This window comes from Zobellia alginiliquefaciens (assembly GCF_029323795.1).
In the GTDB taxonomy this organism is placed as follows: Bacteria; Bacteroidota; Bacteroidia; order Flavobacteriales; family Flavobacteriaceae; genus Zobellia; species Zobellia alginiliquefaciens.
The window spans coordinates 3,944,871-3,970,258 of the sequence record NZ_CP119758.1 but is presented as its reverse complement, the minus strand read 5'-3'; the positions used below and the strand labels follow the sequence as shown (position 1 = coordinate 3,970,258).

Here is a 25,388-nt window from a genome sequence, read left to right as displayed (position 1 = left end):
CTGCCATGAACCCAAATTTTAAAAAAAAGACTGTTGTTTTTATAATCCCCTCCCTTTCTCCAGGAGGAGCAGAGAGAGTTTTTTGTTTTCTTTCCCAAAATCTTTCTTTGGAAAAATTTAACACAGAACTAATCGTAATCGGTAGTGCCAAAGACACATCATACGCTGTAGAAAACGTACCAATAACATACTTAAACAAAAATAGGGTAAGACAAGCAATACCCCAACTGTATTCTTTATTGGCAAAAAAAAAACCTGATTTTGTTCTTAGTTCAATAGCTCATCTAAATGTCATCATGGGCTTGTTCTCATACCTTTTTTCTAACATAAACTTTATTATTCGCCCAAGTAATATAGAAAATGAAAATAAAAATTTTATCTCTCAGTATTATTATCGCGGTATTTATAAAATTGTTTGCCAATCACATGACATGGCGAACAATTTTCGCAAGAAATATAAGGTTGCCCGAAATAAAATTATAATTATAGGGAATCCAATTACCAACTTTGAACATATTCAACCAAAAGAAAGTTACCGTACTCCAAAAAAATTTATAACGGTAGGTCGCTTAAACAAAATAAAAGGGCATTCTAGAATCATTTCCATTTTAAGTAAGCTTCAAGCCGATTTTCATTATACACTTGTGGGAGATGGGCCAGAACTAAATGAGTTATTTCGATTGGCAGAAACACTTCAAATAAGGGATAAAATTACACATATTCCATTCACTAAAAATGTAAACATGCACCTTAAGGAAAGTGACCTGTTTTTACAAGGCTCTTATTCAGAAGGTTTTCCAAACGCAGCTTTAGAAAGTTGTTCTGTTGGAGTACCCGTATTAGCTTTCGATGTTCCAGGAGGGACTAAAGAAATAATCGATAACTATAAAAATGGATTTTTAGCAAAAACAGAAGAGGATTTTCTAAATTTCATCAAATCCAAAACAAAATGGAATAATTTGAGTGTTCAAAGCACCGTTGCCAACAAATTTTCATCTAAAAATATCTTAAAAAAATATGAACAACTATTATCCTCTTAAAATTAAAAAACCCAGTATCTTGAAGAATATCATTCATCCAACCTAGTCGTCTTAAATAACTAACAACGAAAAATATGTGTGGAATATACGGAACTACAATTAGTTACACTGAAAGGCAAGTTAAAAAAAAACTTGAAGTAACAAGTTTTCGAGGGCCTGATCAAATGGGAATCGAGACCTATAAAAACAGGTTATCAACTATCACTTTTGGACACAACCGTCTATCAATTATAGATCTTGACCCACGATCAAACCAGCCTTTCAACTATCAAAACAGAGTGAATATAGTATTCAACGGGGAAATTTTTAATTTTGGGGAATTAAAAGCAATTCTTAGAAAGAAAGGACATTCATTTAGTACAGAAAGTGACACTGAGGTTATATGTGCAGCCTATTTGGAGTATGGCACAGAGTGTCTATCTCTCTTCAATGGAATGTTTTCTTTTGTTATTTACGATATTGAGAAACAACTTCTTTTTGGTGCTCGAGACCGCTTAGGCCAAAAACCTTTTTACTACTACCATAATGGAGATAAATTTGAGTTCGCTAGTCAATTATCTTCAATCCAGCTCTTCAACCCAAACTTAACTATCTCTGAAAATAGCATTACAAGCTATCTAAACTGGAATTCAGTACCTCCACCATCTTCTATTTTCAATGAAATAAAAAAATTAAAAGATGGGCATTTTCTCATCTTTGATATTAAAGATTCAACTCTAAACATTGAAAAATATTGGGATATTGATTATCAAGGTAAAACCCAATTTACAGGAAGCTATGAACTAGCCCAAACGCAACTAGAATCATTACTAAAAGACGCAATAAACAAACGTCTTTTTGCAGACGTCCCTGTTGGAGTATTTTTGTCTGGTGGAATTGACTCCTCTTTAATCGCTGCTATTGCAACTGAAACGAGTGAAAAACAAATAAAAACGTTCTCCGTGAAATTTGATGAAAAAAAATTTGACGAAAGTGAATATTCTAAAGAAGTTGCAAATCATCTGGGTACGAACCACAATATAATAGAATGTAATTATAAAGAAGGTATCAACTTAATTCAGAATTTTCATGACTTTTTTGATGAACCCTTTGCTGACTCGTCGGCAATACCTTCCATGCTACTATCGAAACACACAAAAAAACATGTAACCGTAGCCCTATCAGGTGATGGAGGAGATGAAGCGTTTTTAGGATATAGCCGATATACATGGGTAAAGTCCAAAAAGAAAATTTATAAAATCCCTTCTCCTGCAAGAGATATTATCTCAAATTTTCTAAATACAATTCCATACAAAAACAATAGGTTTAAAACATTTTCGCAATACTTAAAACTTTCGAATATCGAAGAGGCATATATTAAATCCATGACAACACCAGACACTACATGGATAAAACCTTACCCCAAAAAACAAACTATAGAAGAGCTGAAGTACTTATTCCACACAAAAAAAAATATTTATGAACGTATTTCCGATTTTGATTTAAAAACCTATTTATCTTGGGACATCAACACTAAGGTAGACCGAGCTAGTATGGCCTATTCCTTAGAAGTTAGGTCTCCCTTATTAGATTATAGAATTATCGAATTTTCACGTTCTCTTCCAACAAGTTATAAATTTGATGCAAACTCTCAAAAAAAGATTTTAAGGTCAATTTTATTTAAGTATGTTCCAAAAGAAATTTTTAATAGGCCTAAGAAAGGGTTCAGTATTCCATTTGAAGAATGGTTCAGAAATGAATTAAAGGATTTTGTAATGGATGAGCTATCTCCTACTCAATTAAAGACTATTCCTGGAATTAACCATTTAGAAGTAAAAAAACTTATAACACAACATATGGATGGATCATGGAATCATTATTTATTAATCTGGAAACTCTTAGTACTTAAACAATGGCTAGACAACAACGGAAAGGGTTTTTCTATACAATAGCCAGATTACATCTAAAAAAAGAATGAACGTAACCCTTTTTATATATTCCATGGCCGGTGGTGGTGCCGAACGAGTAGTTTCCTATCTACTACCCTACCTAAAAGAACAAGGATTTTCCGTTCATTTGGTGCTTATGAACGACACTATCAGTTATGACATTCCCAAAGACATTAATATCCATTATTTAGAAAGGTCAAAGGGCGATGAAAATGGAATAATCAAACTATTAAAACTACCTTTTTTGGCTTTTAAATATGCCAGACTACTGAAAAAAATAAATGTTAGCCATTCGTTTAGCTTGCTTACACGACCCAACTACATTAACACTTTGTCTCGGTTGTTTTCTTCATCTAGTCCTGAAATCATTATAAGTGAACGATCGTTTCCTAGTCTTCAATATGGCTATGGTAATTCTCAATCAAAAATAAATAATTGGCTAATTTCTAAGTTGTACCCGAAAGCCGATTATATACTTTGCAATTCACAAGGAAATGCAAACGATTTAATAGCAAACTATGGTATTGATTCAAATATAACCGATGTTATTTATAACCCGGTCGACATTGAGAATATTACCAAGAAGCAAGCGGCTAACTCGTTTTTCGACCCCGACTATTTCAACATGATTACGGTGGGGAGACTTGATACCGGTAAAAACCATGAACTTTTGATTCGTGCTCTACAAAATTTGTCCCAGGCCAGGTTATATATTTTGGGCTCGGGAGTACTATCGGAATATTTAACCGAACTCGCAAAAGAATTGAGATTACAAGACCGCGTATTCTTCTTGGGTTTTGACAATAATCCTTATCAATACTTAAAATCGGCCGATTTATTTGTTTTCGGCTCCAATCATGAAGGATTTCCCAATGTATTGTTAGAGGCCATGTGCTGTGGGTTACCTATCTTGACCACAAATTGCAAATCCGGTCCAAGTGAGATTATGAAGCTTGAAGAAGCCCATGACGAAGACATAATGATAACACCTTACGGCATCCTAACCCCTGTAGGTGATGTTCAGGCTATGTCAAAAGGAATGGCTTATTTTTTAGAAAATCCAGAATATTTAGAAAGCTGTAAAACCCATGTTCTTGAACGAATAAAAGACTTTAGCAAGGAAGGAATCTTAAAATCATATGAATTAGCTTTATCCAAACAATAAAGGCCTTCATCTATAATTTCATTGGTGCAAACACCTTAATCAATAATGAAAAAAAAACTTTTTAGAATCGCTGCTGCTCCCGGCTCACTTGCCGTGCTCTTAAAAGGTCAATTATGCTTCATGAACGAGAGTTTTGAGGTTAGCGCAATAGCTTCTGAGGGCGAGCAACACCAAACTATAAGAGAAACCGAAGGTATCAACACTATAGTGGTCAATATTGATAGAAGGATTAATATTTTGGCCGATATAAAATCCCTTTGCAAATTATATACCCTCTTTAGAAAGGAAAAACCGTTTATTATTCATTCTATTACTCCCAAGGCCGGACTTTTAAGCATGGTTGCCGGATACTTAGCTGGTGTACCCAATAGACTGCACACTTTTACGGGGCTTGTATTCCCTACTCAAACTGGGATCATGAAGAAAATGTTGATTTTTTTTGATCGTATCATCTGCTTCTGTGCCACAAACATCTACCCTGAAGGCCTAGGAGTCAAAAACGACTTAATCTCTTATGGAATTTCCAAAAAACCTTTAAAAATAATTGGCCACGGAAATATTAATGGAATAGACCTCAGTCATTTTGATCCAAATTTATACTCCAACACTGTACTGCAAGATATAAGGAACGAACTTTCTATTCTAGAATCCGACTTTGTTTGGTGTTTTGTAGGTCGCATTGGGCGTGATAAAGGTATAGAGGAGATGATTACTTCATTTACTCAGATACAGAAGCAATCAAAAAATTCAAAATTATTACTCGTAGGGCCATATGAAAAAGAACTGGACCCCTTACCTACTTCAATCGAACATGAAATTGAAACAAACAAATCTATAATTTCAGTTGGTTGGCAGCAAGATGTAAGACCTTATTTTGCTATCTCAAATGTTTTTGTTTTTCCCAGCTATAGAGAGGGTTTTCCCAACGTCCTATTACAGGCAGGTGCCATGGGTATTTACAGCATTGTTACCGATATAAACGGTTCCAATGAAATAATTGAGGACAAATTAAACGGCACCATAATTCCTGTCAAGGACAGCAATGCATTAACAGAAGCTATGCTAAACTGTCTAAAAGACAGGTCTAATCATGTCAATTACAATGAAAAGTATAGACAGATGATTGCTAAAAAATACAGTCAAGAGTATGTTTGGTCCGAACAATTAAAAGAATATCAGCTTCTAAAGTAATTAGCATTTATTGAACTATATAAAAATCTACTACTATTTTTAAGCTTAAACCCATTAAAATATAATGTAATTCTGTTTAAAACCTAAGCTAGACCTAGCTTTTAATTGTATTTTAACAAAAAAGCAAGTACTTGGTCTATATCCAAAATTAGTAGGTATTTTTATAGTTATTTTGCGATAGGAATTAGAATTGTTTTATGATTTACAGGCATTTTTTTAAGAGACTAATTGATTTTATACTGGCATTGTCAATTTTAGTATTGACTTCTCCCATTATACTGCTTGTCATTATCTTTTTAGGAATTGCAAATCATGGCAACATATTTTTTGTTCAAAGCCGTCCAGGAAAAAACGGTAAGGTTTTCAAAATACTGAAATTCAAAACCATGAACGATAAAAAAGATGCCTCAGGCAATCTTTTACCCGATGAAGTAAGGCTTACCACCGCAGGTAAATTTGTTAGAAAGACATCACTAGATGAATTGCCACAATTGTTAAACGTTTTAAAAGGAGACATGAGCCTCATTGGTCCTCGTCCTTTATTGGTTTCTTACCTGCCCCTTTACAGTGATTTCCAAAAGCGAAGACATGAAGTTAAGCCCGGCATAACAGGGTGGGCACAAGTAAATGGTAGAAACGCTATTTCTTGGGACAAAAAGTTTGAATATGATGTGTCGTATGTAGACCATTTGACATTTATACTGGATTTAAAAATACTGGTTAAGACCGTATTGAAAGTTATTAAAAGTGATGGTATTTCCTCCGATACAAGCGCTACAATGGAACTATTTACAGGAACGGGAAATAACAAATTATGCGATTAAGTATCATTATACCATGTTACAACATGGAACTTTATTTAAAAGAATGTGTAGACAGTCTTTTAGATCAACAAATGACAGAAACAGAATGTGAGATAATTATCGTAAACGATGAATCTAAGGATGCTACGCTAAAAATTGCTCAAGACTATTCCAATAAGCATTCCAATATCCATATAATTGACAAAAAAAACGCCGGAGTTGGTGCGGCCCGTAATTCGGGCTATGATTTAGCACAAGGGGAATATATTTATTTTTTAGATCCTGATGATTATGTTGCCGAGGGTACATTGCCCGTCCTTCTGCAAATTGCAAATAACAACAACCTAGATATTCTTACTTTCAAGACTAAATCTGTTGTAGAAAAGAGATATCCCGTTTCGGATAATTTGGGTGATACCTTAAATACTCTTATTATAGAGGACGGTATTTCCTATCTCGCGCACAGAAAACACCAAAACGAAATCTGGTGGTACCTCATAAAAAGAGAGTTTATAAAAAATACGGGCATACGTTTTATTGAAGGCAAATGGATGGAAGACGCTATACTTACTGCCGAGCTGTTCTGTCAGGCCAAAAGAATGGCGCATACCAACTTGGACGTACACAGATACCGGATTTTGCCAACGTCGGCAATGCGCAATAAGAGTCCGGAGCATTACAATAAAGTCATTTATGACAATGCCAATGCAGCCCATGTATTTGACAAGCTAATTGCAACTGTTCCCAAAGAACATGAAAATGCCCATGCATGTATTAAAAGATTAAAAACCAGACAGCAATCGTTTGTTTTTTTCCTTATGGTACGTCTAATGAAATCAGATATTTCGGTATCAGAAATTCCTGCTATGTTATCCGATTTTGAAAAAATAGATGCGTATCCCCTAAAAAAATTCTTAGGTGAAGATTATCACGGTATAGGCTATTCGTGCTTGGTTTTCGTATTTAATAGAAAGCCTTTGATAAATCCATTCATAAAGATGTTCCGATCTTTTTATTCTTTAACTCAATGAATATTCTTATATCTTCTGCCGGTAGACGAGTGTCTCTCGTCCGAGCATTTCAAAAAGAACTTAAAAAAATATATCCTAATGCAAAAGTCTTTGCATCAGATGCGAATCCTATACTTTCAGGAGCTTGCCAAATAGCCGATGGATTTTTTAAAGTTCCTTTTGTTACCCATCCAGATTATTTTGATGTCTTAATAAAAGAATGTAAAAGTCGAGACATAGGTTTACTCATCCCTACCATTGACACAGAACTACTTCCCTTGGCGGAAAATAGATCGCTTTTAGAAAAAAACGACATCAAACCCATTGTTGCTTCAACAGATTTTGTTGGTAAATGCAGGGATAAAAGGCAGATTCATACATTTTTTGAAGCACACAATGTAGAGGTGGCCAAAGAGTTTACTAAAGAAAACTACACGCTTCCCCTATTTATTAAACCCATTGATGGCAGCAGGAGCGTAGATACTTATCTGATAAGAGAGCAAAATGAATTAACGGATTATCATTTTAAAAATGATAAACTTATGTTCTTGGAGTATCTAGACCATGATATTTATGACGAATTTACATGCGACCTCTATTATGGTAAAGACCACAAATTAAAATGCGTAGTACCCCGCAAAAGGATAGAAGTAAGAGATGGTGAAGTGTATAAAGCCTTGACCGTAAATAATCTTTTGGTAGATTATATCAAAAAGAATCTAGCTACAGTAGATGGAGCTGTGGGGTGTCTTACTGCTCAGTTCTTTGTTCACAATACCGAAGATAAAGTACGTGCCATAGAAATCAATCCCAGGTTTGGTGGAGGTTACCCCTTATCCTATTTGTCCGGAGCGAACTTTCCTAAATGGATTCTAGAAGAGTATGTACAAGACAAACAAATTGATGAAAAATTTGATTGTTGGGAGAGTGATCTTCTAATGATTAGATATGACGATGAAATCTTGGTCCATGGATATAAAGGTTGATGAAAATTCGGTCATTGTTTTCGACTTAGATGACACTATCTATAATGAAATCGACTATCTCAAGTCTGCATACACTGCCATAGCCAAAAAACTGGACCCAGAGCAAGGGGAAATCCTTTTTTCTCAAATGTTCTCCATGTACCGTAACAAGGAGAATGTCTTTGAATATCTTACAACCCATTTTAATGTTAAAAAAGAGACATTAATTGAGCTCTATAGAAATCATATCCCTTCAATTAGTCCGTTTAAAGGTGTTTTTCCTTTGTTTAATGCAATTAAGAACCAAGGTGGGAAACTTGCTTTAATTACTGACGGACGAAGCAAAACCCAAAGAACAAAACTAGCGGCTTTGGGAATTGAGGAATATTTTGATAAAATAATTATTTCGGAAGAAATAGGGTCTGAGAAACCAGATGAGAACAACTACTTGGCGATAGAGAAAACTTTCAAAAATCATCGCTACTGTTACATTGCCGATAATGTTAGAAAGGACTTTATCTCTCCTAATAAGCTAGGTTGGGACTCCATTGGACTTATTGACAACGGACTGAATATCCATAGCGACTCCTATCTTTACTTTACTAAAAATTGTCTTCCAAAAAGATTTGTAAGAAGTATTGAAAATATTAAAATTATCTAATTCCCTTTAGGAAATCGACTAAAATGGGTGAAAAATTACCCTTTCATTTATTTTTACTACTTAAAAATCCTACTTGGTTATAGGAAAAAGGAGTAAATCTATGCTTTCCTATACTGCTATATAGTCCATCTTTTTAAGATAAACATATATAAAAACCAACCATTTCTAAATGGTTCTACTGTTTATCGATTTTTTTCTTAATATTTTCTTAAAAAACATCCATACACTACACTTCGTCGTATATATTCGCAGTTAAACCCCGTAAACGACAGCACCGTGGCTAAGTTAAAAAACAGTTCCCCAAAATCGAGCCTAAAAGTATGGTTCGCAGAATTAAAAGAAGATATTATTCTTTCAATCTATCATAGATCACCTATAATTTTTCTGTTGTTTATCCGTTAAATTCTTTCAATTTAGAATTTAACTTACTTTAAATAAACTCCCCTTGGTTGACCTGAAGCGTAGAATTACGCGGTTTTCTAATAAAGATGTAATTTTTACAGACTTCTTTGATACATTAGTTCACCGTACTGTACACCCTAATTATGCCTTACGCTTATGGGGCAAATTTATGGTTAGAGAACTTGGCATGAGCCTCTCCTCCGAGATTCTCTTTACGATACGTAACGAGTCCTTATCATACGTTGCCAAGAAGCAAGGTCGTTCTACCTTAGAAACCACGTACGAAGATGTTGTTAAGGAGGTTTATCAGAGACTGGTGAACACAAACCATCTGAAAAACACATCTTTTAGTAGGTTTAAAACACTTTTTGAAAAAGCCGATTTAATTGCGGAAACCTCAGTTCAATTTAAAAATGAGGAACTGATTGAAATTCTCTCTTATTTTAAACAAAAAGGATATCGTATTTACTTACTATCTGACTTTTATCTTTCTGAAAAAATAATTTCAAAAATTTTAGAATTTCATAAAATAGACCATCTTTTTGAGGATGTTTTTATTTCAGCTACCGTTGGAGAAAGTAAAGAAAAAGGCGGTTTATACCCGTACGTTTTAAACAAAATCAATACAGATGCCAAATCTGTGCTTATGATTGGTGACAATAAAAAAAGTGATGTCTCCAATGCTGCCAAGCACAATATTGATTCGTTACACTTAAAACATTTTTCTCATAAATTTCGAAACAAAAAGAACCTTTTTGGATCGGACAAAGGAGATTTTAAAAAAGTCTGCCATACTCTTGAATCTAAGTGCTTGCAAAGTGAATACCTCTTCAGTGAGTATATTATCCATTTTTATTTTTTTACCGAAAGGCTTTATATCAATGCCAAAAAGAATGGCATTAAAGACCTCTACTTTCTTGCTAGAGAAGGTCATTTTTTGAAACAATTATTCGATAGTTACCAAGAGATGAATCTTTTTCAGAGTGAAGAGAAGATACACACGCATTATCTTAAAGCCTCTAGGCAATCCGCTACTCAACTTGCTTTACGCCCATTAGCAGAAGAAGATTTTGAGAAATTGATGAAAAAGTTCGGGGATATGTCCTTAGAACATTTTCTTGATTGGTTTCCTTTTTCGGATGATACAAAAAACAGTATTATAAAAGGTATTCCTGTTGACAAAGATGAGACTACCGCCAACTTTTTTAGTTCGCATACCATGGGTCACCTTAGAAAAAATATAATTTTTCAAGAAGCCTATGAAAAGAACAGGATATTACAGAAAACTGCATTCTTAAAATATCTAGAATCTTTTGGAGCTAACTATAGAGAAGATGGTTTAGCGCTTGTAGATGTGGGTTGGGGCGGTACTATGCAGGAAAGCATCTATAAATTTTTCTCAAGAGAGATTCCCGTTACAGGTTATTATTTAGGTCTAAAAGAAATCTACACTATTGAGCAAGATACCAAGAGATATGGTCTAAATTTTTCAATATACCCGAATCATGATTTTTCGGATGATATTCTTATGGCCAACGGGCAACTTTACGAACAATTACTAGCAGCGCCTCATGGTAGTACCTTATCATACCAATTTGCTGAGGAGGGAAAATCTCCTACCGTTGAGTACCATGAACCTAGCGAAAAAAAGGTTTATGACGAATATATTGGTTCTATCCAAGAATACATGTTTTCAGAATTTAAGAACTTGTTCGCCCAGCTACGTCCCATAGATTATTCCCAAACCGTTACTCAGGAATATCTAACCGATATGGCTATGAGAACGGGAATATTTACTACCAGAAAGAAACTTAAGTTCATTCAACAAATTACAAAAGGCTTTTACCAAAATGTTGGTGAGAATAAGGTTGGACTTGAGTACAACCCTAATCACATAAGTATATCCAAAATTGGACTGTTAAAAACCTTTATTAAATCACCTGAAAAGGTTTTCCGTTACTTAGTTAAAGTTAAGCCGTTCTTATATTACAGGGGATACTATTGGCTATCGTGGCCCGTGAACCTGTCATATTACTACATTAAACTTAATTTTTGGGCCAAACGAAAATGGCTTAAAAAAGGCCTTATCTCATAGTAATCCTAAAATTTGGTGATTATAAATTCTGAACGCCTATTTATTTGGTGTTTTTCCTCTTTACAGTAGGTAGAGTCATCACATTCATTTAGCAGATGTGATTCACCGTAAGCCTCAGTTTGAAGCCTATTAATGTCTATACCTATTTTGATAAGATAATCCCTAGTACGTACAACTCTCCTTTCGGACAACCAATCGTTATACGTAGAAGCGCCTCGTGAATCTGTATGAGAACTTATCTTAAGTTCTAAGTCAGGATATTTACGTAATATTTGCGCTAAACCATCAAGCACGGATTTCGACTCCGCATTCAGATAAGATGAATTCAAATCAAAATAAGCAAATCCTAAATTATCTATTTCCGTTTTTATTTTCAATTCCTGCTGTTTTTTAGCATCTAATTTAGCTTTCTCGACAGCGGCCAAACGAGCTTGTTCCTTTTCTTTTGCTAGACGAGCTGCAATAGCAGCCTGTTCTTTCTCTCTTTGAACAGCAGCAATTGAATCTTGTTCTTTTTGACGTTTCGCTGCTAGTTCTTCTAACAAAGCTAGTTTTTCTTCGCCTTTCTTTGATAATCCTTTCTCAATACCAAATTGGTAAACTACCCCTATAGCGTGTTGTAGATGATTGGTTGCTTTATCATTATTGACCGCCCATTTACCGGACGAACTTAAGTCCAGCCCTATCCTATCCGAGAACCACGTTCTAAATCCTACTACCGCATTGTAAGTGGTACGTGGTTTATTATCCGCTTCAGTATAACCTGCTCCAACACCTAAATAGGGGTCAAACCAACCGGTTTCACCTATTAGTTTATTCAAGTCATAGCTCAATCGGGCATCTAAACTATAATAATGTGATTCTTCAAGATTGATACGTCCATCAATTAATTTCCCTACCCTATACTTATTGTAACTACCAATGGCCTCTACTCCAATTCCACTTTTAAAATAGCGACCAATACTTAGTCTTGAAGGATACGAAAGTGTGTTCCATTGTTCTGAATATGAAAATAAATCATCAAATACGTCTCCGGAATCATCAACAACATTATAACCAACCCCAAACATCCACGAGCTTTTTACAATACTGTCCTTTTGGGTAAGTTTTAACTCTTCCTGCGCCTGCAATAGATTGAACGAAGCGCATAGCAAAAGCGCCACATAATGGGTGTAAGTTTTCATAGCAACTAAATTTGGGTGTCCTCACCACAAAGTAATGACTATCAAAATAATAAGCCCAAAGAATGCTGTGAATGGCAGTAATAATCGGTAGTACGTAAAATTTATATTTTCATTAACAGCTACTCGCTTTGCTCCTGAAGTATAATTTTTTTTCCGGTAAGCGGTAATTTATAAACTGAAAACGGAGTAGTGATAGCGGTATTAATTTTCTCTGATTCTTTTTTTTCTACACCTAGAATTAGATTTTCAGATGTTTCATTTTCAATAAAGACTTTAGGTCGAGAAGAATCTTGTTGTTTTCCAGCACAGTAAACCACAAGTAATTCTTTAGTGAAATCTATTTCTGGAATTGGAAGACCGGGTTTTCGAGTTTTATTGACCGTTAAATAAAATTTTTGTAAAGTTTTTATATCCGATATAACTAAAAACTCCTCCGTATCCGAACCACTATAATCATCACTTTCAACCAATTGTAATCGGTCATTATCCATTGACTCTTCACCATTTCCTGCACTCTTCTCTTGTCCTTTACAGGATAAAAAAACCAGTAATACGCTGAAGAACAAATATTTCATACAAACAACTACAGATAAGATTTATCAAATCTGGCTTTATACGCTTTTTCGTAAAGCGACTCATACAGAGGAAGGACTTTAATTATATCGAAACGACCAGCGGACTCCACTGCATTTTTCTTAAATTCTTCCAAAGTAGCATCATTTCCTAAAATACGAATGGCGTTCTTGGCCATATCCTCAACATCTCCAACATCGCTTAAAAAACCTGTTATGCCATGTTCGTTAACTTCTGGTATACCACCGGCATTACTTGATATCACCGGTACTTTGTTGATCATTGCTTCTAGAGCAGCCAAACCAAAACTTTCCGACTCTGAAGGCAACAAGAACAAATCTGAAAAACAGAGAATTCTATCTATTTCATTGCTATTCCCTAAAAATATGACCCGGTCAGCTATTCCTTTTTCTTCGCATAATCTCTCGGCATTTTCTTTTTCAGGTCCTTCACCTACCATTACCAATTTTGCCGGAATCTCTTTTTGTATGCGATTGAAAATCTCAATTACATCAGGAATACGTTTTACTTTTCTAAAATTACTTATATGGGTAACGATTTTTTCATGGTCCTCGGCCATTAAAGAACGCTGACAGTCCGTAAACGAGGTGCTGTAATTAGATTTATCTATAAAATTAGGTACTACTTCAATTTCTTTTTTAATATCGAAAAACTCCATTGTACGTTGCTTCAAATTTTCCGATACAGAAGTAACCACATCAGATTGATTGATGCTAAATGTAACTGCAGGCTTATAGAACGGGTGTTTTCCTACCAACGTGATATCCGTACCGTGCAGAGTAGTAATCATAGGCACAAATATTCCTTCTTCCTCCAACATTTTTTTCGCCATATATCCTGCGTAAGCATGAGGAATGGCATAATGCACATGAAGTAAGTCTATATTATGTAGTTTGACGGTATCGACCAACTTACTGGATAAAGCCAGTTCATACGGCTGATATTTAAACAAGGGATATTCCGGTACATGAACTTCATGAAAGTAAATTTTATTACCCAAAAGTCCCAAACGAACCGGTTGCTTATAGGTTACAAAGTGAACTTCATGACCTCTATTGGCCAAAGCTATACCCAGTTCTGTGGCTACTACACCGCTGCCCCCAAAGGTGGGGTAACAAACTATTGCTATTTTCATTAGTCAAATTTAGCTAAATCTATAAAGTAAGTCGGTATAACTTCTTTTAAATTTCAAGACAGGGTACAGATAATACAATATGTCTGCTATTAATCACGTAAGCGATTCGTTTTCAAATAGCTAATACAATAAACTTGTTCGATTTAATTTAAGATAGCATCGTAGATGACTTGCTGAATTCGTGTTCGCAAACCTGATTTAATCAAAAGTGTATTTGAAGAGGATGGGTAAGTTCTATTGGAAAGAAACACATAAACAATCTCTTCTTCTGGATCGGCCCATGTATAGGTGCCTGTAAAACCACTATGTCCAAAGCTTTTTCGGGACACACAACCACAAGTAGGGCCACTATCTTTCAATTGTGGTTTATCAAAACCAACGCCTCTTCTTACATTTTCATCACAAAAGTAGCAGGTATTGAATTTCTTTACTGTTCGTGCATCTAAAAATCGAGTTCCTCCATAAATGCCGTTTTGCAAGTACATCTGCATGATTTTCGCCACATCTTCCGCATTACTGAATAATCCGGCATGGCCACCTACTCCTCCTTGCATGGCAGCCCCCATATCATGAACGTATCCTTGAACTCTATCGTAGCGGTAATATTTATCCTCTTCCGTAGGCACAATCCTATTTTTGGGGAATTTTTCAAGTGGATTATAACTTGTACTCATTGCACCAATAGGTTGGTACAAAAACTCATCCACTTGCTTATCCAACCTTTCTTTACCCACTTTTTCTACGAAATTTTTCATGACATAGTAAGCTACATCACTATACCGATAGCGGTTAGATTTTAAATCTTGACGTCCAATTCTGTTATAAATGGAATCGTTATACGCATCGGTTAAATAAAGCTTGTCCGTTACTTTATATGAAAATCCATCGGTGGGTTCCGTTCTATAAAATTCTTTTGATGGCTTTCTGTTTTTATCCAACGTATCAACATAAAAAGCAATCCACGCTGGCAGCCTGCCATAATGTGATAATGCTTTCAGTACGGTAACATTTTTAAGTTCAGAATCGGCATAAGCAGGAATCAATTCTTGAAAAGTATTGTTGAGCTTAATACTGCCCTCTTCTTCCATTTTCATTATCATGGGAAGTGTACCCAATATTTTGGAAATAGAAGCTAAATCATAAATACTTTTGGTGGTTATACTATCCTCGGAATCATATGTAGGTTTCCCAAATCCCTTATTATAGACCACTTTTCCTTTTCTTGCAATTAGAACCTGAGCACCTGGAAACATTAGGGAATCTATGCCATGTTGGACCATAGTATCTACCTTTGCTAATTTAGCGGCATCAAACCCAACTCTTTCAGGAAAACTATATCCCAATCTTAAAAGCGATTTTAACTTTACTTGAGTATTAACAGGAAACTCTTTATTTGCCGTAACCGGTAACTTTCCTTCCGCAGGAATAGCTCCAAATATCAACTGAGCTGCCTTACGCTGGGCCAGTTCGCTATTTTGATATGCCACCAAAACCCCATCAATACTTTTGAACGAAGGTATATCCAAGAGTGCATAAGGCTTAGCAAAAACAGAGAGTATTAGATTAGAAGTCCGTTCTTCTGCAATTTCTTTAAGCCATTGTAATTCTTTTTTAGAAAATTTATAGGCTTTCCAAGGGCTTTCATTGCTTTTATGATGACCTATAATCACCAAATTATAATTCTTTAATTTATTTTTTAAAGTACTAATATCACTAGCGTTAACTTGTGTTACAGAAGCATACTTATTAAGTTCCTCTATGAACGGGTCACTATCCGAATCACCAAACTTAACGTATGCGATTTTCTTATTTTCCAGGCGCTTAATCCCCATCAAATAAAAATCGTTTTTTAATACCGTCAATGCATTCTCAATAGCCTCTTCGTAAATAAGGTCGTCCGTTCGTGAGTTTAAGTCCTCATATAGATTCTCTACCTCCACAGGTTTGTACCTATTTAATCCCACTTTATATTTTGCCATCAAAATCTTCTTGACGGAACCGGCCAAACGCTCTTCGGAAATTTTGCCCTTATTATAGGCCTTGGTAAGTTTTTCTTTCGCCTTTTCTACTTCCGTTGGCATCAATAGAATATCATTACCCGCCATAAATGCAGCAACTTCTGCATCGCCATCTTTACCATGATTGGTAACACCTTTCATATTTAAGGCATCGGTAAACACCAACCCTTTAAAACACATTTCTTCCTTCAGTAACCCGGATATAATCTGTTCGGACAATGACGATGGAAGTTCTTTTTTCAGCTCAAGTGCCGGTACTTCCAAGTGAGCCACCATAACACTGCTCAACCCTTCATCTATTAATCTCCTAAACGGATATAATTCTAAACTATCTAAACGTTCTCTGGTAAAATTGATAATTGGCAAGGCCTTGTGGGAATCGGTAGCCGTATCCCCATGACCTGGAAAATGCTTGCCGCTAGAAAGCACACCTGCACTTTCCATTCCTTTCATAAAAGCGATACCTTTTTCAGCTACATTTTCACGGTCTTCACCAAAAGAACGGTTTCCTATTATTGGGTTTTGCGGATTAGTATTGATATCTACATCCGGTGCAAAATTAATATGTACGCCCAAACGCTTAGCGTGTTTACCTATTCGCTCACCTACTTTTTGTACAATAGTGTTATCCGTTATTGCTCCTAGGGTCATATTCCACGGAAAAGCATATGTAGAATCCAAGCGCATGGCCAAACCCCATTCTGCATCCATACCGATCAGTAAAGGTATCTTTGAAGCCGACTGATATTCGTTGGCAAGTTTTGCTTGACGGACCGGACCTCCAGTAGAAAAAATTACTCCACCTATTTGCTGCTCCTTAATTAATGTCCGGACTTTATCCGTACTTGCTTTAGACTGATCCGAAGCCACCATTACCATAAAAAGTTGCCCTAATTTTTCATCAAGGGTCATTTTATTGTATTGTGCATCTACCCAATTGCTTTGTGCCAAACTATCTTTTGTTACCAAAGGATGTTGCTGGGCACTGGCCGTTAGAAAAGCGAAAAATAATAAGGAAAAAACAGGAAAAAACCGCATTACTAGATTGATCTATGGCAATAACTAAAAACTAAAGGGAATATTGCATTTCATCCGATATATATAATAAAATCAATACTTCGGAAAACACAACAAACAGGAAACCTACATAAAACGGGCATGCCAACTTTCAGAAGCGGGCACTTCCCAATGTTCTTGGTACTCCTGTTTATTAGTAACCAAGTTGTTAAAAACAATGGTGTTTTTTGACACTGCTTTTTGTTTGGCCATCTTTTTGAAATCTACCAAAGACTTATAAGCAATATGCTCGCCTTGTTTGTAAGAAACATTCATCTTATCCAACAATTCAACATTGTACTTTTTCTCTAAATGCTGAATGAAATGAACTGAAGCATCTATAGAGCAACCAGAAGCTGCAGTTGCACTCTGATCTAAGGCAAGAATGATGAATCGCCTATATTTTATCTCATACCCGGCCTTTAATTGACTTCCATGGGCGGTCCATTCGGTTATAAAACTATCCAGCTCTTTGTGTATCTCGTCTAATTCCGCTTCCGTAAAACTACGGTTGGCTTGGTATATCCATATACGGGAAGCGTCCGGTAAGGTGTTAAATTCTACTAACATTAAATAGTGTTCTAATTTGGGGTTCTAAAATTGGAAGTTCTACAAGTCTCCGGCGGAAGCCATAAGCTCCGCTATATCCATAACTGCAATAGCTCCTTCTTTTTCTTTATTCTTTACGCCGTCTGTCATCATGGTATTACAAAATGGGCATCCTGCTGCAATTATTTCAGGTTGGGTTTCCATTGCCTGTTCGGTACGCTCAATATTCACATCCTTATCACCTTTTTCAGGTTCTTTGAACATTTGCGCTCCACCTGCACCACAACACAAACCTTTCTCTTTACAGCTTTTCATTTCGATAAGCTCGGCATCCAGTTTACGAATCAAATCCCTAGGAGCCTCATAAACATTATTTGCTCTACCTAAATAACAAGGATCGTGATAGGTAATACGCTTACCTTTAAATTTACCGCCCTCTAAAGTAATTCTTCCATCTTCAAAAAGCTTTTTTAAGAACTGTGTATGATGAACTACTTCATAATGACCTCCAAGACCTGGGTATTCATTTTTAATCGTATTAAAACAATGCGGACAAGCCGTTACAATCTTATTTATTCCGTACGCATTCATTACCTCAATATTGGTAACCGCTTGCATTTGAAAAAGAAATTCGTTACCAGACCTTTTTGCAGGATCCCCAGTACAACTTTCTTCTGTTCCTAAAACTGCAAAAGAAACATTGGCCCTGTTCAATAATTGAACAAATGCCTTGGTTATTTTCTTTGCCCTATCATCAAAACTTCCTGCGCAACCTACCCAAAATAACACTTCTGGTTTTTGACCTGCGGCAAAAAGCTCTGCCATTGTTGGAACTTTTAATTCGTTCGCCATTATAAAAAAATTCTAGTTCTAAAAATTAATTGAAAAAAAGCCGAAGCTTTCTTATTCTTCCTTGGCCCAATTTAATCGGTCCATTTGGTTAAAAGGCCATGGAGCACCATTATTCTCTACGTTCCCCATCATATTATTTAAGTCTGTAGGTGCTGCGGACTCTTCCATTACCAAGTACTGACGCATATCCATAATAATAGAAAGCGGGTCTATACTCACAGGACAGGCCTGAACACAGGCGTTACAAGTTGTACACGCCCAAAGTTCCTCTCTAGTAATATACCCGTCCAACAACTGTTTTCCATCATCTACAAACTGCCCTTTGTTGGCATCCATGTTTTTACCAACCTCTTCCAGCCTATCTCTAGTATCCATCATTATCTTTCGTGGAGATAACTTTTTCCCCGTCTGGTTTGCAGGACATTCATCCGTACAACGACCACATTCCGTACAGGTATACGAATTTAAGAGTTGTACCCAATTTAAATCCATAACATCCGAAGCTCCAAACTTAGCCGGTTCGGCAGATTCATCCTCGGCAGGTGCAGCGAAAGGGTCTGCAGATGGATCCATCATCAATTTCACCTCTGCCGTTACGACATCTAAATTTTTAAATTGTCCCTTTGGCGCCAACTTACCGTAGTAGGTATTTGGAAAAGCCAAAAGTATGTGCAAGTGTTTTGAGTAATACAAATAATTTAAAAAACAAAGAATCCCAATAATATGCAACCACCACGCGGTTCTTTCCAGAACAATTAAAGCACTCATGGACATGCCGTTAAAAAGTGGCGCAATAAACTGGCTTACAGGAAACATACCTGCCTCTGTATAATGTGCAGCACCCATTTGCTGTAATTGATAATCAGCACCGTTCATGGTTAAGAACAATACCATCAGTACAAATTCTATATACAGAATAAGGTTTCCATCCTTTTTTGGCCAACCGGTCATTTCTGGTTTTATGAATCTCTTGATGCGGACAATATTTCTTCGTACCCAAAAAACAGTAACCGCTACAATTACCAAAAATGCCAATACCTCAAAAGATGCAATCAGTATATCATACACCGTACCTAAAGGAGCAAATAAACGGTGCGTACCGAGAAGACCGTCTAAAATAATTTCTACGACTTCAATATTTATAATAATGAAGCCAACGTAAACTATAATATGTAGAAAACCGGCTATGGGGCGAACAACCATTTTGGTTTGGCCCAAGGCTATTTTCGCCATATTCTTCCATCGTTGGCCTGTATTATCAGAAACATCAACATCTTTACCCAATTTAATATTCCGTGATAGGCGCTTTACATTTCGGACAAAAAAGCCAATACCAACAAGTAGTACGACTAAAAATATAATATTCGGCAGGTATTCCATTTATTGTTGTGGTTGCGGTTGTAGTTGATTGGCTGGATCTTCTTCAGGAAGTTCATATTCCTTCTGTTTTTTACCAAAAACAGATACATTAACGTAACGTTTAGGATTCAAACGAAAATCTTGTAATAACAGATCTAACTCTCTAGATGCATTATTAAGGTTATTATAAAGCTCTTCATCTTTTACAAGTTTCCCTAAGGTACCATTTCCATTTTCTATATTGGCCATTAACTTATTCAAGTTACCCATGGTAGACTCTAGATTTGCCAAAGTACGCCCCAAACCTGCATTGTTTAACGAATCCGATAGTTTTGCAAAATTAGAAGTCAACTCTTCAAAATTATCCAAAGATTCGTTCAACCTACTTTCGTTGCCACTTAAAATTCTATTGAGCACATCTGCACTTTTCTGAAAACTGGCTACAGTACTGTTCAGTCCACTTAAGGTTTCCCGTAAATCCCGTTTTGCCTTATCATCCAAAACCTCATTAACGTTCATCAGTAAACTGTCCGCATTGGTAACCGCACCTTCAACCTTCTTCTGCAATGGAGTAAGTTGTTTTTGAACCAATTGAGTTAGCCCAAGTTGAACTTTACTAGGTAAGGTATCACCGGATTTAGCCATATTAGCTCCGTCAAAAACCGGCTTCACCTGTATGCCCTTACCTCCTATTATACCTGTATCGTACAGCTCGGCAGGACTATTCTTAGAAAATTCGAAATCGCTTTTAATAAAAAGCTCTACTACGAGATTACCACTATTATCTTTAAATCTTACGCCTGTAACATTACCTACAATAAAACCGTTAATGGTTACCGGAGTTCCCACCTGAAGTCCTCCAACTTCTTTATAAACAGCATATACCGTTTTTCCATCTTCAAATAATGGAGACGATTTTAAGTAGCTAAAGCCTAAGATGAATAACAGTATACCGCCTATTACGATGATTCCTGTTTTGATTTCCCTGGATAGTTTCAAAAGGATCGATTTTGGATTAATAAGAGACTTACTTAAATCTATAGGTCTCTAACAAAATTAGAAATAAAATATGGAAGGTACTTATTTATTGCTGTGAAACCTATTTGAGACTATCTTTAAAAGGTATTCGCTTACCGTCTCTATAGGCCACAATATATGATGTTTTATACCCTTTTAAATCTGCATTGGATTTTAACATTTTTGCCTCCTCCAATGAACTTGTTTTACCATACACGTATCTAAATAAGTTTTTAAAAGGCTCTTTCTCAACACGATTTAGTCCATTGAAAGAAGAGGGACGCAAAGGAATATTCTTTGCACTAGCCATAATTTGCACCTTATAAATTACATTGGATTTAGCTTTTGGTTCTTCTACATCATTTATTTTAGAAGGTTTGGCCACCTGCTTGGTTTCGGTTTCTTTTTTAGTGACAACCGTACTTTTACCGCTTTCTTTTGCTTCCTCTATAATCTGAGTCGCCGCTTTCGCTTTATCCTCCACGGGCAACTCTGCGGTTTTAGCTACAGAAGCCTCATCCTTTATCTCAACCACCTTTTCTTTCTTAGCAACAACCACTTCTTTTTTCTTTGGAGCTTCATTTTGCTTCTTTACAGCTTCAGGTTCTGGTGCTGCCGGAATGCTATTTGCCGAGAAGTCCGCTATATTGGCCATTGCATTCTTTTTATAGGTAACGATAGCGTCTGCAATAGAAGTTGCAATTTCTAATTGCCCTTTCTTTGAATTTAGATAAGCGCCTTCTTCTTTATTGGTTAAAAACCCTGTTTCCACTAAAACACTTGGCATTACGGTCTGATGTAAAACTATAAAACCGGCCTGCTTCACCTTTCTATCCGTTCTTTTTAACTTGTTTGAAAAATTATCTTGCATAAACTTGGCCAAGGCAATACTTTGATCCAAAAACTCTTCTTGCATTATGGTAAGCCCTATAACCGATTCAGGCGAATTGATGTCATAACCCGCATATTTAGACTTATAATTATCCTCAAGATAAATTACGGAATTCTCCTTTTTGGCAATTTCAAAATTCTGCTTGTTCGCATGCAACCCCAACACAAAGGTCCCTGCTCCATGGGCATTTGAAGTGTGGGAATCACAATGAACAGAAACAAAAAGGTCCGCATTGGCCTTATTCGCTATCTGTCCGCGTTCGTACAAATCCACGAACGTATCATCCTGTCGTGTATAAATAACTTTAATATCAGGGTTCTTTTCTAGCAGTTCACCTGCTTTTAGAACAATATTCAAAGCTATTTTCTTTTCCAAATAGCCATTTCCCAAGTTACCGGGATCATGTCCTCCATGACCTGCATCCAACACAACGGTAAATTTACCATCATCGTTATCTTGAGTGTTATTTTGATGAAAAGAAGATAAAATTAGCGTTAAAAAAACTATAGGAAATAAAAAAAACCGTCGTACACGCATGTTCACACTGTATTTGTAAGCCTTCATTATGGTTAAATTTATGGTAACACCCTGTATGGGGAACGAAAAATATATGTAAGTTTGAACTCCGAAAATAAAGCCAAACGGTTACAAAAATAGGATATATAGCCTTGCAATCAAACAAACATCTTTTTCTTTTACTGGCATTGCTATTTGTTGGCACTTTCTATTCAGTTGCTCAGGAAGATGGCATTATACCACTTCCCATTAAAGCTGAAAAGGATACAATTATTGCGCCACTTTTTCCGGACCCTGCTAAAAAAGACAGTATTTCGGGCGACTCCACTGCTTTAAAAAGAAACAATGGAAAAGAGCCCCTTTTGCTCGATAAAATTAAATACAAGGCCAAAGACCATGTTAGGCTTAGCCAAAAAGACCAAAAAATATACCTCTACAACGAAGCTGAAATCTATTACCAGGATACCGAATTAAAGGCCGGCATCATTATAATGGACTATATTAAAAATGAAGTTTATGCGGGTAGAATTAAAGATTCTTTAGGCAATTACACGCAGCTCCCCTATTTTAAACAAGGGGACAATGAGGTAAGACCAGATAGTATTCGTTTTAATTTTGATACTCAAAAAGCACTTATTTGGAATTCCAGGACCGAACAACAAGCTGGTTTAGGCCAATTGGGAAGTGATGCAATGAAAGTATATGCCGAAATCACTAAAAAAGAGAACGATTCTGTATATTTCTTACATGAAGGAAAACTAACAACCTCTGCGGACACCATAAACCCTGATTATTACATCCGTATTAGAAAAGCGAAATTTGTGCCCAAAAAGAAGGTTATTGCAGGTTTTAGCAACTTGTATATTGCAGACGTCCCTACGCCTATTGCGTTGCCCTTTGCCTACTTTCCTTTAACAGTAGGGCGCTCCGCTGGTGTAATGATGCCTACCTTTGGTAATGACCCGGATAGAGGGTACTTTTTACAGAACGGAGGATATTATGTTCCCTTTTCCGATTATGCGGATATTACCCTTACGGGGGATTTTTACACTAACGGAAGTTATGGTTTTAGAACACAAAGTGTATACACCAAACGCTATAGGTATCGAGGTAATGTAAACTTTAGATACGAAAACTTGGTGACAAGCCAGAAAGGATTTGACGACTACAGCAATAGCAAAGTCTGGAATATTCAGATTTCCCACTCTCAGGACACCAAGGCAAGCCCAAATTCGAGGTTTTCCGCCTCGGTGAACCTAGGAAGCAGCTCGTATTACCAGAACTCTTTAAATCAAGTTAACTTACCTTTAACGCAAAACAACAACCTGTCCTCGTCAATTTCGTATTCCAAGACGTTTCCCGCATACCCATCAGTAAATATGAGTCTTACGGCTAGCCACTCGCAAAATACGAGTCCCGCAGCGAGGGCCGACCCTGATTTAGATAATATACAGATGACGCTACCAACGTTTCAAGCCAGTATGGAGCGTATATTTCCTTTTGCCAAGAAAGATGGTATCAAAAAAGGGGTCATACAAAATATTAATTTTCAGTACGACGTTAACGCACGTAACTCGCTGACAACAAACGATGCAGACTTTTTAAAGGCTGCAATGTTTGACAATGCTTTGGTTGGCGCAAAACATAGAATCCCCATAAGTACCAACTTTAAAGTAGCCAAATTCTTTAGTGTTACAATGGGCGGTAGTTATGAAGATGTATGGGCCCTTGAAACTTACACCCAACGGTATGAATTAGGTGAAGATGGAGCTACAGGTTCAGTGGTTAGAGATACTATTTCCGGTTTTGACCGCTACAACAAATACAATATGAGTGCCAGTATCGGTACAACGGTTTACGGTACTTTTAATTTTGGAGAGGATAAGAAAATTCAAGCTTTACGCCATGTAATGCGGCCATCCTTAAGCTATGGCTACGCCCCTTCATTTGATCAGTTCTATGATGAATACCTGAATAATGACACCGGAGAAATTGTTCAGTACAGCCGGTTTGAAGGCACATTGAACGGAGCACCAAGTTTAGGAAAAAGTAACAGCCTTAGCTTTTCTTTAGCGAACACATTAGAGGCCAAGGTCAGAGATAAAGATTCCACTGCTACGGAACCAAAAAAAGTGCCTATTCTTAGCAATTTTAATATTTCGACAGGGTATAATTTTGAATCCGATTCTTTAAGATTGAGTCCGCTTAGAATTAATGGCGGAACCAATATTTTGGATAATAAAATGTCTATTAACTTTTCCGCAGGCTTAGACCCTTATGCTATCGATAATAATGGGAGTAGAATAGAAAAGTTCAATATTGACAACGGAGGAAGCCTGTTTAGGTTAACGCAGGCCAATATTAATGTAGGATATTCCATTGATAGCGAAACTTTTGGAAAAAGGAAGGAAGACGAAGAGGAGCAAGAAGAAGAGACTGGTGCCTACGATTATGTAGCACAAAGCGGTGGTAGAGATGACGACCTTTTTGGTAGGGCAGATAATTTTGACGACAGGCGAGGCTTAGACGACTACGATAAAGACAAAGATGAGGACATTGAAAATCCTAGATACGCCACTAAAATACCGTGGAACTTTCGATTGGCCTATTCTGCCAGTTATTTTAACTCTGCCAGACAGAATGAATTCAGTAGTCACTCTTTAATGTTCTCTGGAGATATTGAACTTTCCCCTCGCTGGAAAGTAGGTGGCTCTAGCGGTTACGATTTTAAAAATAAAGGATTTACCCTAACTCAGTTACGATTTGAAAGGGACCTTAAAAGTTTTAGAATGAACTTTAACTGGACCCCTTTTGGACAATACTCCAGATGGTATTTCTTTATAGGCATAAAAAGTTCTATCCTTAGCGACTTAAAATGGGAAAATCGTAGCCAGAACTAATTGGTTTAGTTTACACATCTCTTATCGTATTTATAGCTGTATTTAAGTATTTTTAC

At 36.4% G+C, this 25,388-nt stretch carries 19 protein-coding genes; 10 read left to right on the top strand and 9 right to left on the bottom strand.

From position 1 onward, the window contains the following. Nucleotides 1-5 precede the first annotated feature (5 nt). The 9 genes from P0077_RS16335 (at nt 6) to P0077_RS16295 (ending at nt 11,260) form a co-directional block, all read left to right on the top strand. Complete coding sequence (locus tag P0077_RS16335; RefSeq protein WP_276166276.1) at nt 6-1,040, top strand: glycosyltransferase; 1,035 nt, start codon at nt 6-8, stop codon at nt 1,038-1,040. Between the two features lie 74 nt (nt 1,041-1,114). Next, nucleotides 1,115-2,971: an asparagine synthase (glutamine-hydrolyzing) gene (gene asnB, locus P0077_RS16330; protein ID WP_276166275.1), complete on the top strand. Its 1,857-nt coding sequence runs from the start codon at nt 1,115-1,117 to the stop codon at nt 2,969-2,971. 22 nt (nt 2,972-2,993) lie between these two features. Then, nucleotides 2,994-4,133 (top strand): glycosyltransferase, encoded by a 1,140-nt coding sequence (locus P0077_RS16325; RefSeq protein ID WP_276166274.1) that lies wholly within the window; start codon nt 2,994-2,996, stop codon nt 4,131-4,133. Nucleotides 4,134-4,178: 45 nt separating this feature from the next. Further along, on the top strand, nt 4,179-5,324 hold the full coding sequence (locus P0077_RS16320; RefSeq protein ID WP_276166273.1) for a glycosyltransferase family 4 protein: 1,146 nt from the start codon (nt 4,179-4,181) through the stop codon (nt 5,322-5,324). Nucleotides 5,325-5,524: 200 nt separating this feature from the next. Then, nucleotides 5,525-6,148: a sugar transferase gene (locus P0077_RS16315; RefSeq protein WP_276169217.1), complete on the top strand. Its 624-nt coding sequence runs from the start codon at nt 5,525-5,527 to the stop codon at nt 6,146-6,148. Continuing rightward, nucleotides 6,139-7,158 (top strand): glycosyltransferase, encoded by a 1,020-nt coding sequence (locus tag P0077_RS16310; RefSeq protein WP_276166272.1) that lies wholly within the window; start codon nt 6,139-6,141, stop codon nt 7,156-7,158. The genes P0077_RS16315 and P0077_RS16310 overlap by 10 nt, the downstream gene beginning before the upstream one ends. Further along, the gene (locus tag P0077_RS16305; protein WP_276166271.1) at nt 7,155-8,123 is read left to right on the top strand and encodes an ATP-grasp domain-containing protein; all 969 of its coding nucleotides are present in this window, start codon (nt 7,155-7,157) and stop codon (nt 8,121-8,123) included. Before P0077_RS16310 ends, P0077_RS16305 begins: the two co-directional genes overlap by 4 nt. Next, nucleotides 8,107-8,763, top strand: a complete 657-nt coding sequence (locus tag P0077_RS16300) for an HAD family hydrolase (protein WP_276166270.1) — start codon at nt 8,107-8,109, stop codon at nt 8,761-8,763. Before P0077_RS16305 ends, P0077_RS16300 begins: the two co-directional genes overlap by 17 nt. A gap of 445 nt (nt 8,764-9,208) precedes the next feature. Continuing rightward, on the top strand, nt 9,209-11,260 hold the full coding sequence (locus tag P0077_RS16295) for an HAD family hydrolase (RefSeq protein ID WP_276166269.1): 2,052 nt from the start codon (nt 9,209-9,211) through the stop codon (nt 11,258-11,260). A gap of 5 nt (nt 11,261-11,265) precedes the next feature. On the opposite strand, the gene P0077_RS16290 is transcribed toward P0077_RS16295, so the two are convergent. From P0077_RS16290 to P0077_RS16250, 9 genes are all read right to left on the bottom strand, one after another. After that, nucleotides 11,266-12,444: an OmpA family protein gene (locus tag P0077_RS16290; protein ID WP_276166268.1), complete on the bottom strand. Its 1,179-nt coding sequence runs from the start codon at nt 12,442-12,444 to the stop codon at nt 11,266-11,268. 119 nt (nt 12,445-12,563) lie between these two features. Next, nucleotides 12,564-13,019, bottom strand: a complete 456-nt coding sequence (locus P0077_RS16285) for a hypothetical protein (protein ID WP_276166267.1) — start codon at nt 13,017-13,019, stop codon at nt 12,564-12,566. 8 nt (nt 13,020-13,027) lie between these two features. Next, nucleotides 13,028-14,173 carry an N-acetyl-alpha-D-glucosaminyl L-malate synthase BshA gene (gene bshA, locus P0077_RS16280; protein ID WP_276166266.1) on the bottom strand — a complete coding sequence of 382 codons (1,146 nt, stop codon included), beginning with the start codon at nt 14,171-14,173 and terminating at the stop codon, nt 13,028-13,030. A 143-nt stretch (nt 14,174-14,316) separates the two neighbouring features. Further along, the gene (locus P0077_RS16275; RefSeq protein ID WP_276166265.1) at nt 14,317-17,229 is read right to left on the bottom strand and encodes a serine hydrolase domain-containing protein; all 2,913 of its coding nucleotides are present in this window, start codon (nt 17,227-17,229) and stop codon (nt 14,317-14,319) included. Between the two features lie 105 nt (nt 17,230-17,334). After that, the gene (locus tag P0077_RS16270; RefSeq protein WP_276166264.1) at nt 17,335-17,817 is read right to left on the bottom strand and encodes an ABC transporter ATPase; all 483 of its coding nucleotides are present in this window, start codon (nt 17,815-17,817) and stop codon (nt 17,335-17,337) included. Nucleotides 17,818-17,856: 39 nt separating this feature from the next. Then, complete coding sequence (locus P0077_RS16265) at nt 17,857-18,648, bottom strand: (Fe-S)-binding protein (RefSeq protein WP_276166263.1); 792 nt, start codon at nt 18,646-18,648, stop codon at nt 17,857-17,859. 51 nt (nt 18,649-18,699) lie between these two features. Then, a complete protein-coding gene (locus tag P0077_RS16260; protein ID WP_276166262.1) occupies nt 18,700-20,028 on the bottom strand; it encodes a 4Fe-4S dicluster domain-containing protein in 1,329 nt (442 codons plus the stop codon). Next, entirely contained in the window at nt 20,029-21,006 is a 978-nt protein-coding gene (locus P0077_RS16255; RefSeq protein WP_276166261.1) for an MlaD family protein, read from the bottom strand. A gap of 100 nt (nt 21,007-21,106) precedes the next feature. Next, on the bottom strand, nt 21,107-22,453 hold the full coding sequence (locus P0077_RS16250; protein ID WP_432422810.1) for an N-acetylmuramoyl-L-alanine amidase family protein: 1,347 nt from the start codon (nt 22,451-22,453) through the stop codon (nt 21,107-21,109). Nucleotides 22,454-22,584: 131 nt separating this feature from the next. Here P0077_RS16250 and P0077_RS16245 point away from each other — a divergent pair, with 131 nt between their 5' ends. Further along, complete coding sequence (locus P0077_RS16245; RefSeq protein ID WP_276166259.1) at nt 22,585-25,332, top strand: putative LPS assembly protein LptD; 2,748 nt, start codon at nt 22,585-22,587, stop codon at nt 25,330-25,332. Nucleotides 25,333-25,388 lie beyond the last annotated feature (56 nt).

What these genes read in the sequence shown, in the direction of transcription:
- P0077_RS16335 (WP_276166276.1), top strand. Translation starts at nt 6, where the DNA reads ATGAACCCAAATTTTAAAAAAAAGACTGTTGTTTTTATAATCCCCTCC.
- asnB (WP_276166275.1), top strand. Translation starts at nt 1,115, where the DNA reads ATGTGTGGAATATACGGAACTACAATTAGTTACACTGAAAGGCAAGTT.
- P0077_RS16325 (WP_276166274.1), top strand. Translation starts at nt 2,994, where the DNA reads ATGAACGTAACCCTTTTTATATATTCCATGGCCGGTGGTGGTGCCGAA.
- P0077_RS16320 (WP_276166273.1), top strand. Translation starts at nt 4,179, where the DNA reads ATGAAAAAAAAACTTTTTAGAATCGCTGCTGCTCCCGGCTCACTTGCC.
- P0077_RS16310 (WP_276166272.1), top strand. Translation starts at nt 6,139, where the DNA reads ATGCGATTAAGTATCATTATACCATGTTACAACATGGAACTTTATTTA.
- P0077_RS16305 (WP_276166271.1), top strand. Translation starts at nt 7,155, where the DNA reads ATGAATATTCTTATATCTTCTGCCGGTAGACGAGTGTCTCTCGTCCGA.
- P0077_RS16300 (WP_276166270.1), top strand. Translation starts at nt 8,107, where the DNA reads ATGGATATAAAGGTTGATGAAAATTCGGTCATTGTTTTCGACTTAGAT.
- P0077_RS16290 (WP_276166268.1), bottom strand. Translation starts at nt 12,444, where the DNA reads ATGAAAACTTACACCCATTATGTGGCGCTTTTGCTATGCGCTTCGTTC.
- P0077_RS16285 (WP_276166267.1), bottom strand. Translation starts at nt 13,019, where the DNA reads ATGAAATATTTGTTCTTCAGCGTATTACTGGTTTTTTTATCCTGTAAA.
- bshA (WP_276166266.1), bottom strand. Translation starts at nt 14,173, where the DNA reads ATGAAAATAGCAATAGTTTGTTACCCCACCTTTGGGGGCAGCGGTGTA.
- P0077_RS16275 (WP_276166265.1), bottom strand. Translation starts at nt 17,229, where the DNA reads ATGCGGTTTTTTCCTGTTTTTTCCTTATTATTTTTCGCTTTTCTAACG.
- P0077_RS16270 (WP_276166264.1), bottom strand. Translation starts at nt 17,817, where the DNA reads ATGTTAGTAGAATTTAACACCTTACCGGACGCTTCCCGTATATGGATA.
- P0077_RS16265 (WP_276166263.1), bottom strand. Translation starts at nt 18,648, where the DNA reads ATGGCGAACGAATTAAAAGTTCCAACAATGGCAGAGCTTTTTGCCGCA.
- P0077_RS16260 (WP_276166262.1), bottom strand. Translation starts at nt 20,028, where the DNA reads ATGGAATACCTGCCGAATATTATATTTTTAGTCGTACTACTTGTTGGT.
- P0077_RS16250 (WP_432422810.1), bottom strand. Translation starts at nt 22,453, where the DNA reads ATGCGTGTACGACGGTTTTTTTTATTTCCTATAGTTTTTTTAACGCTA.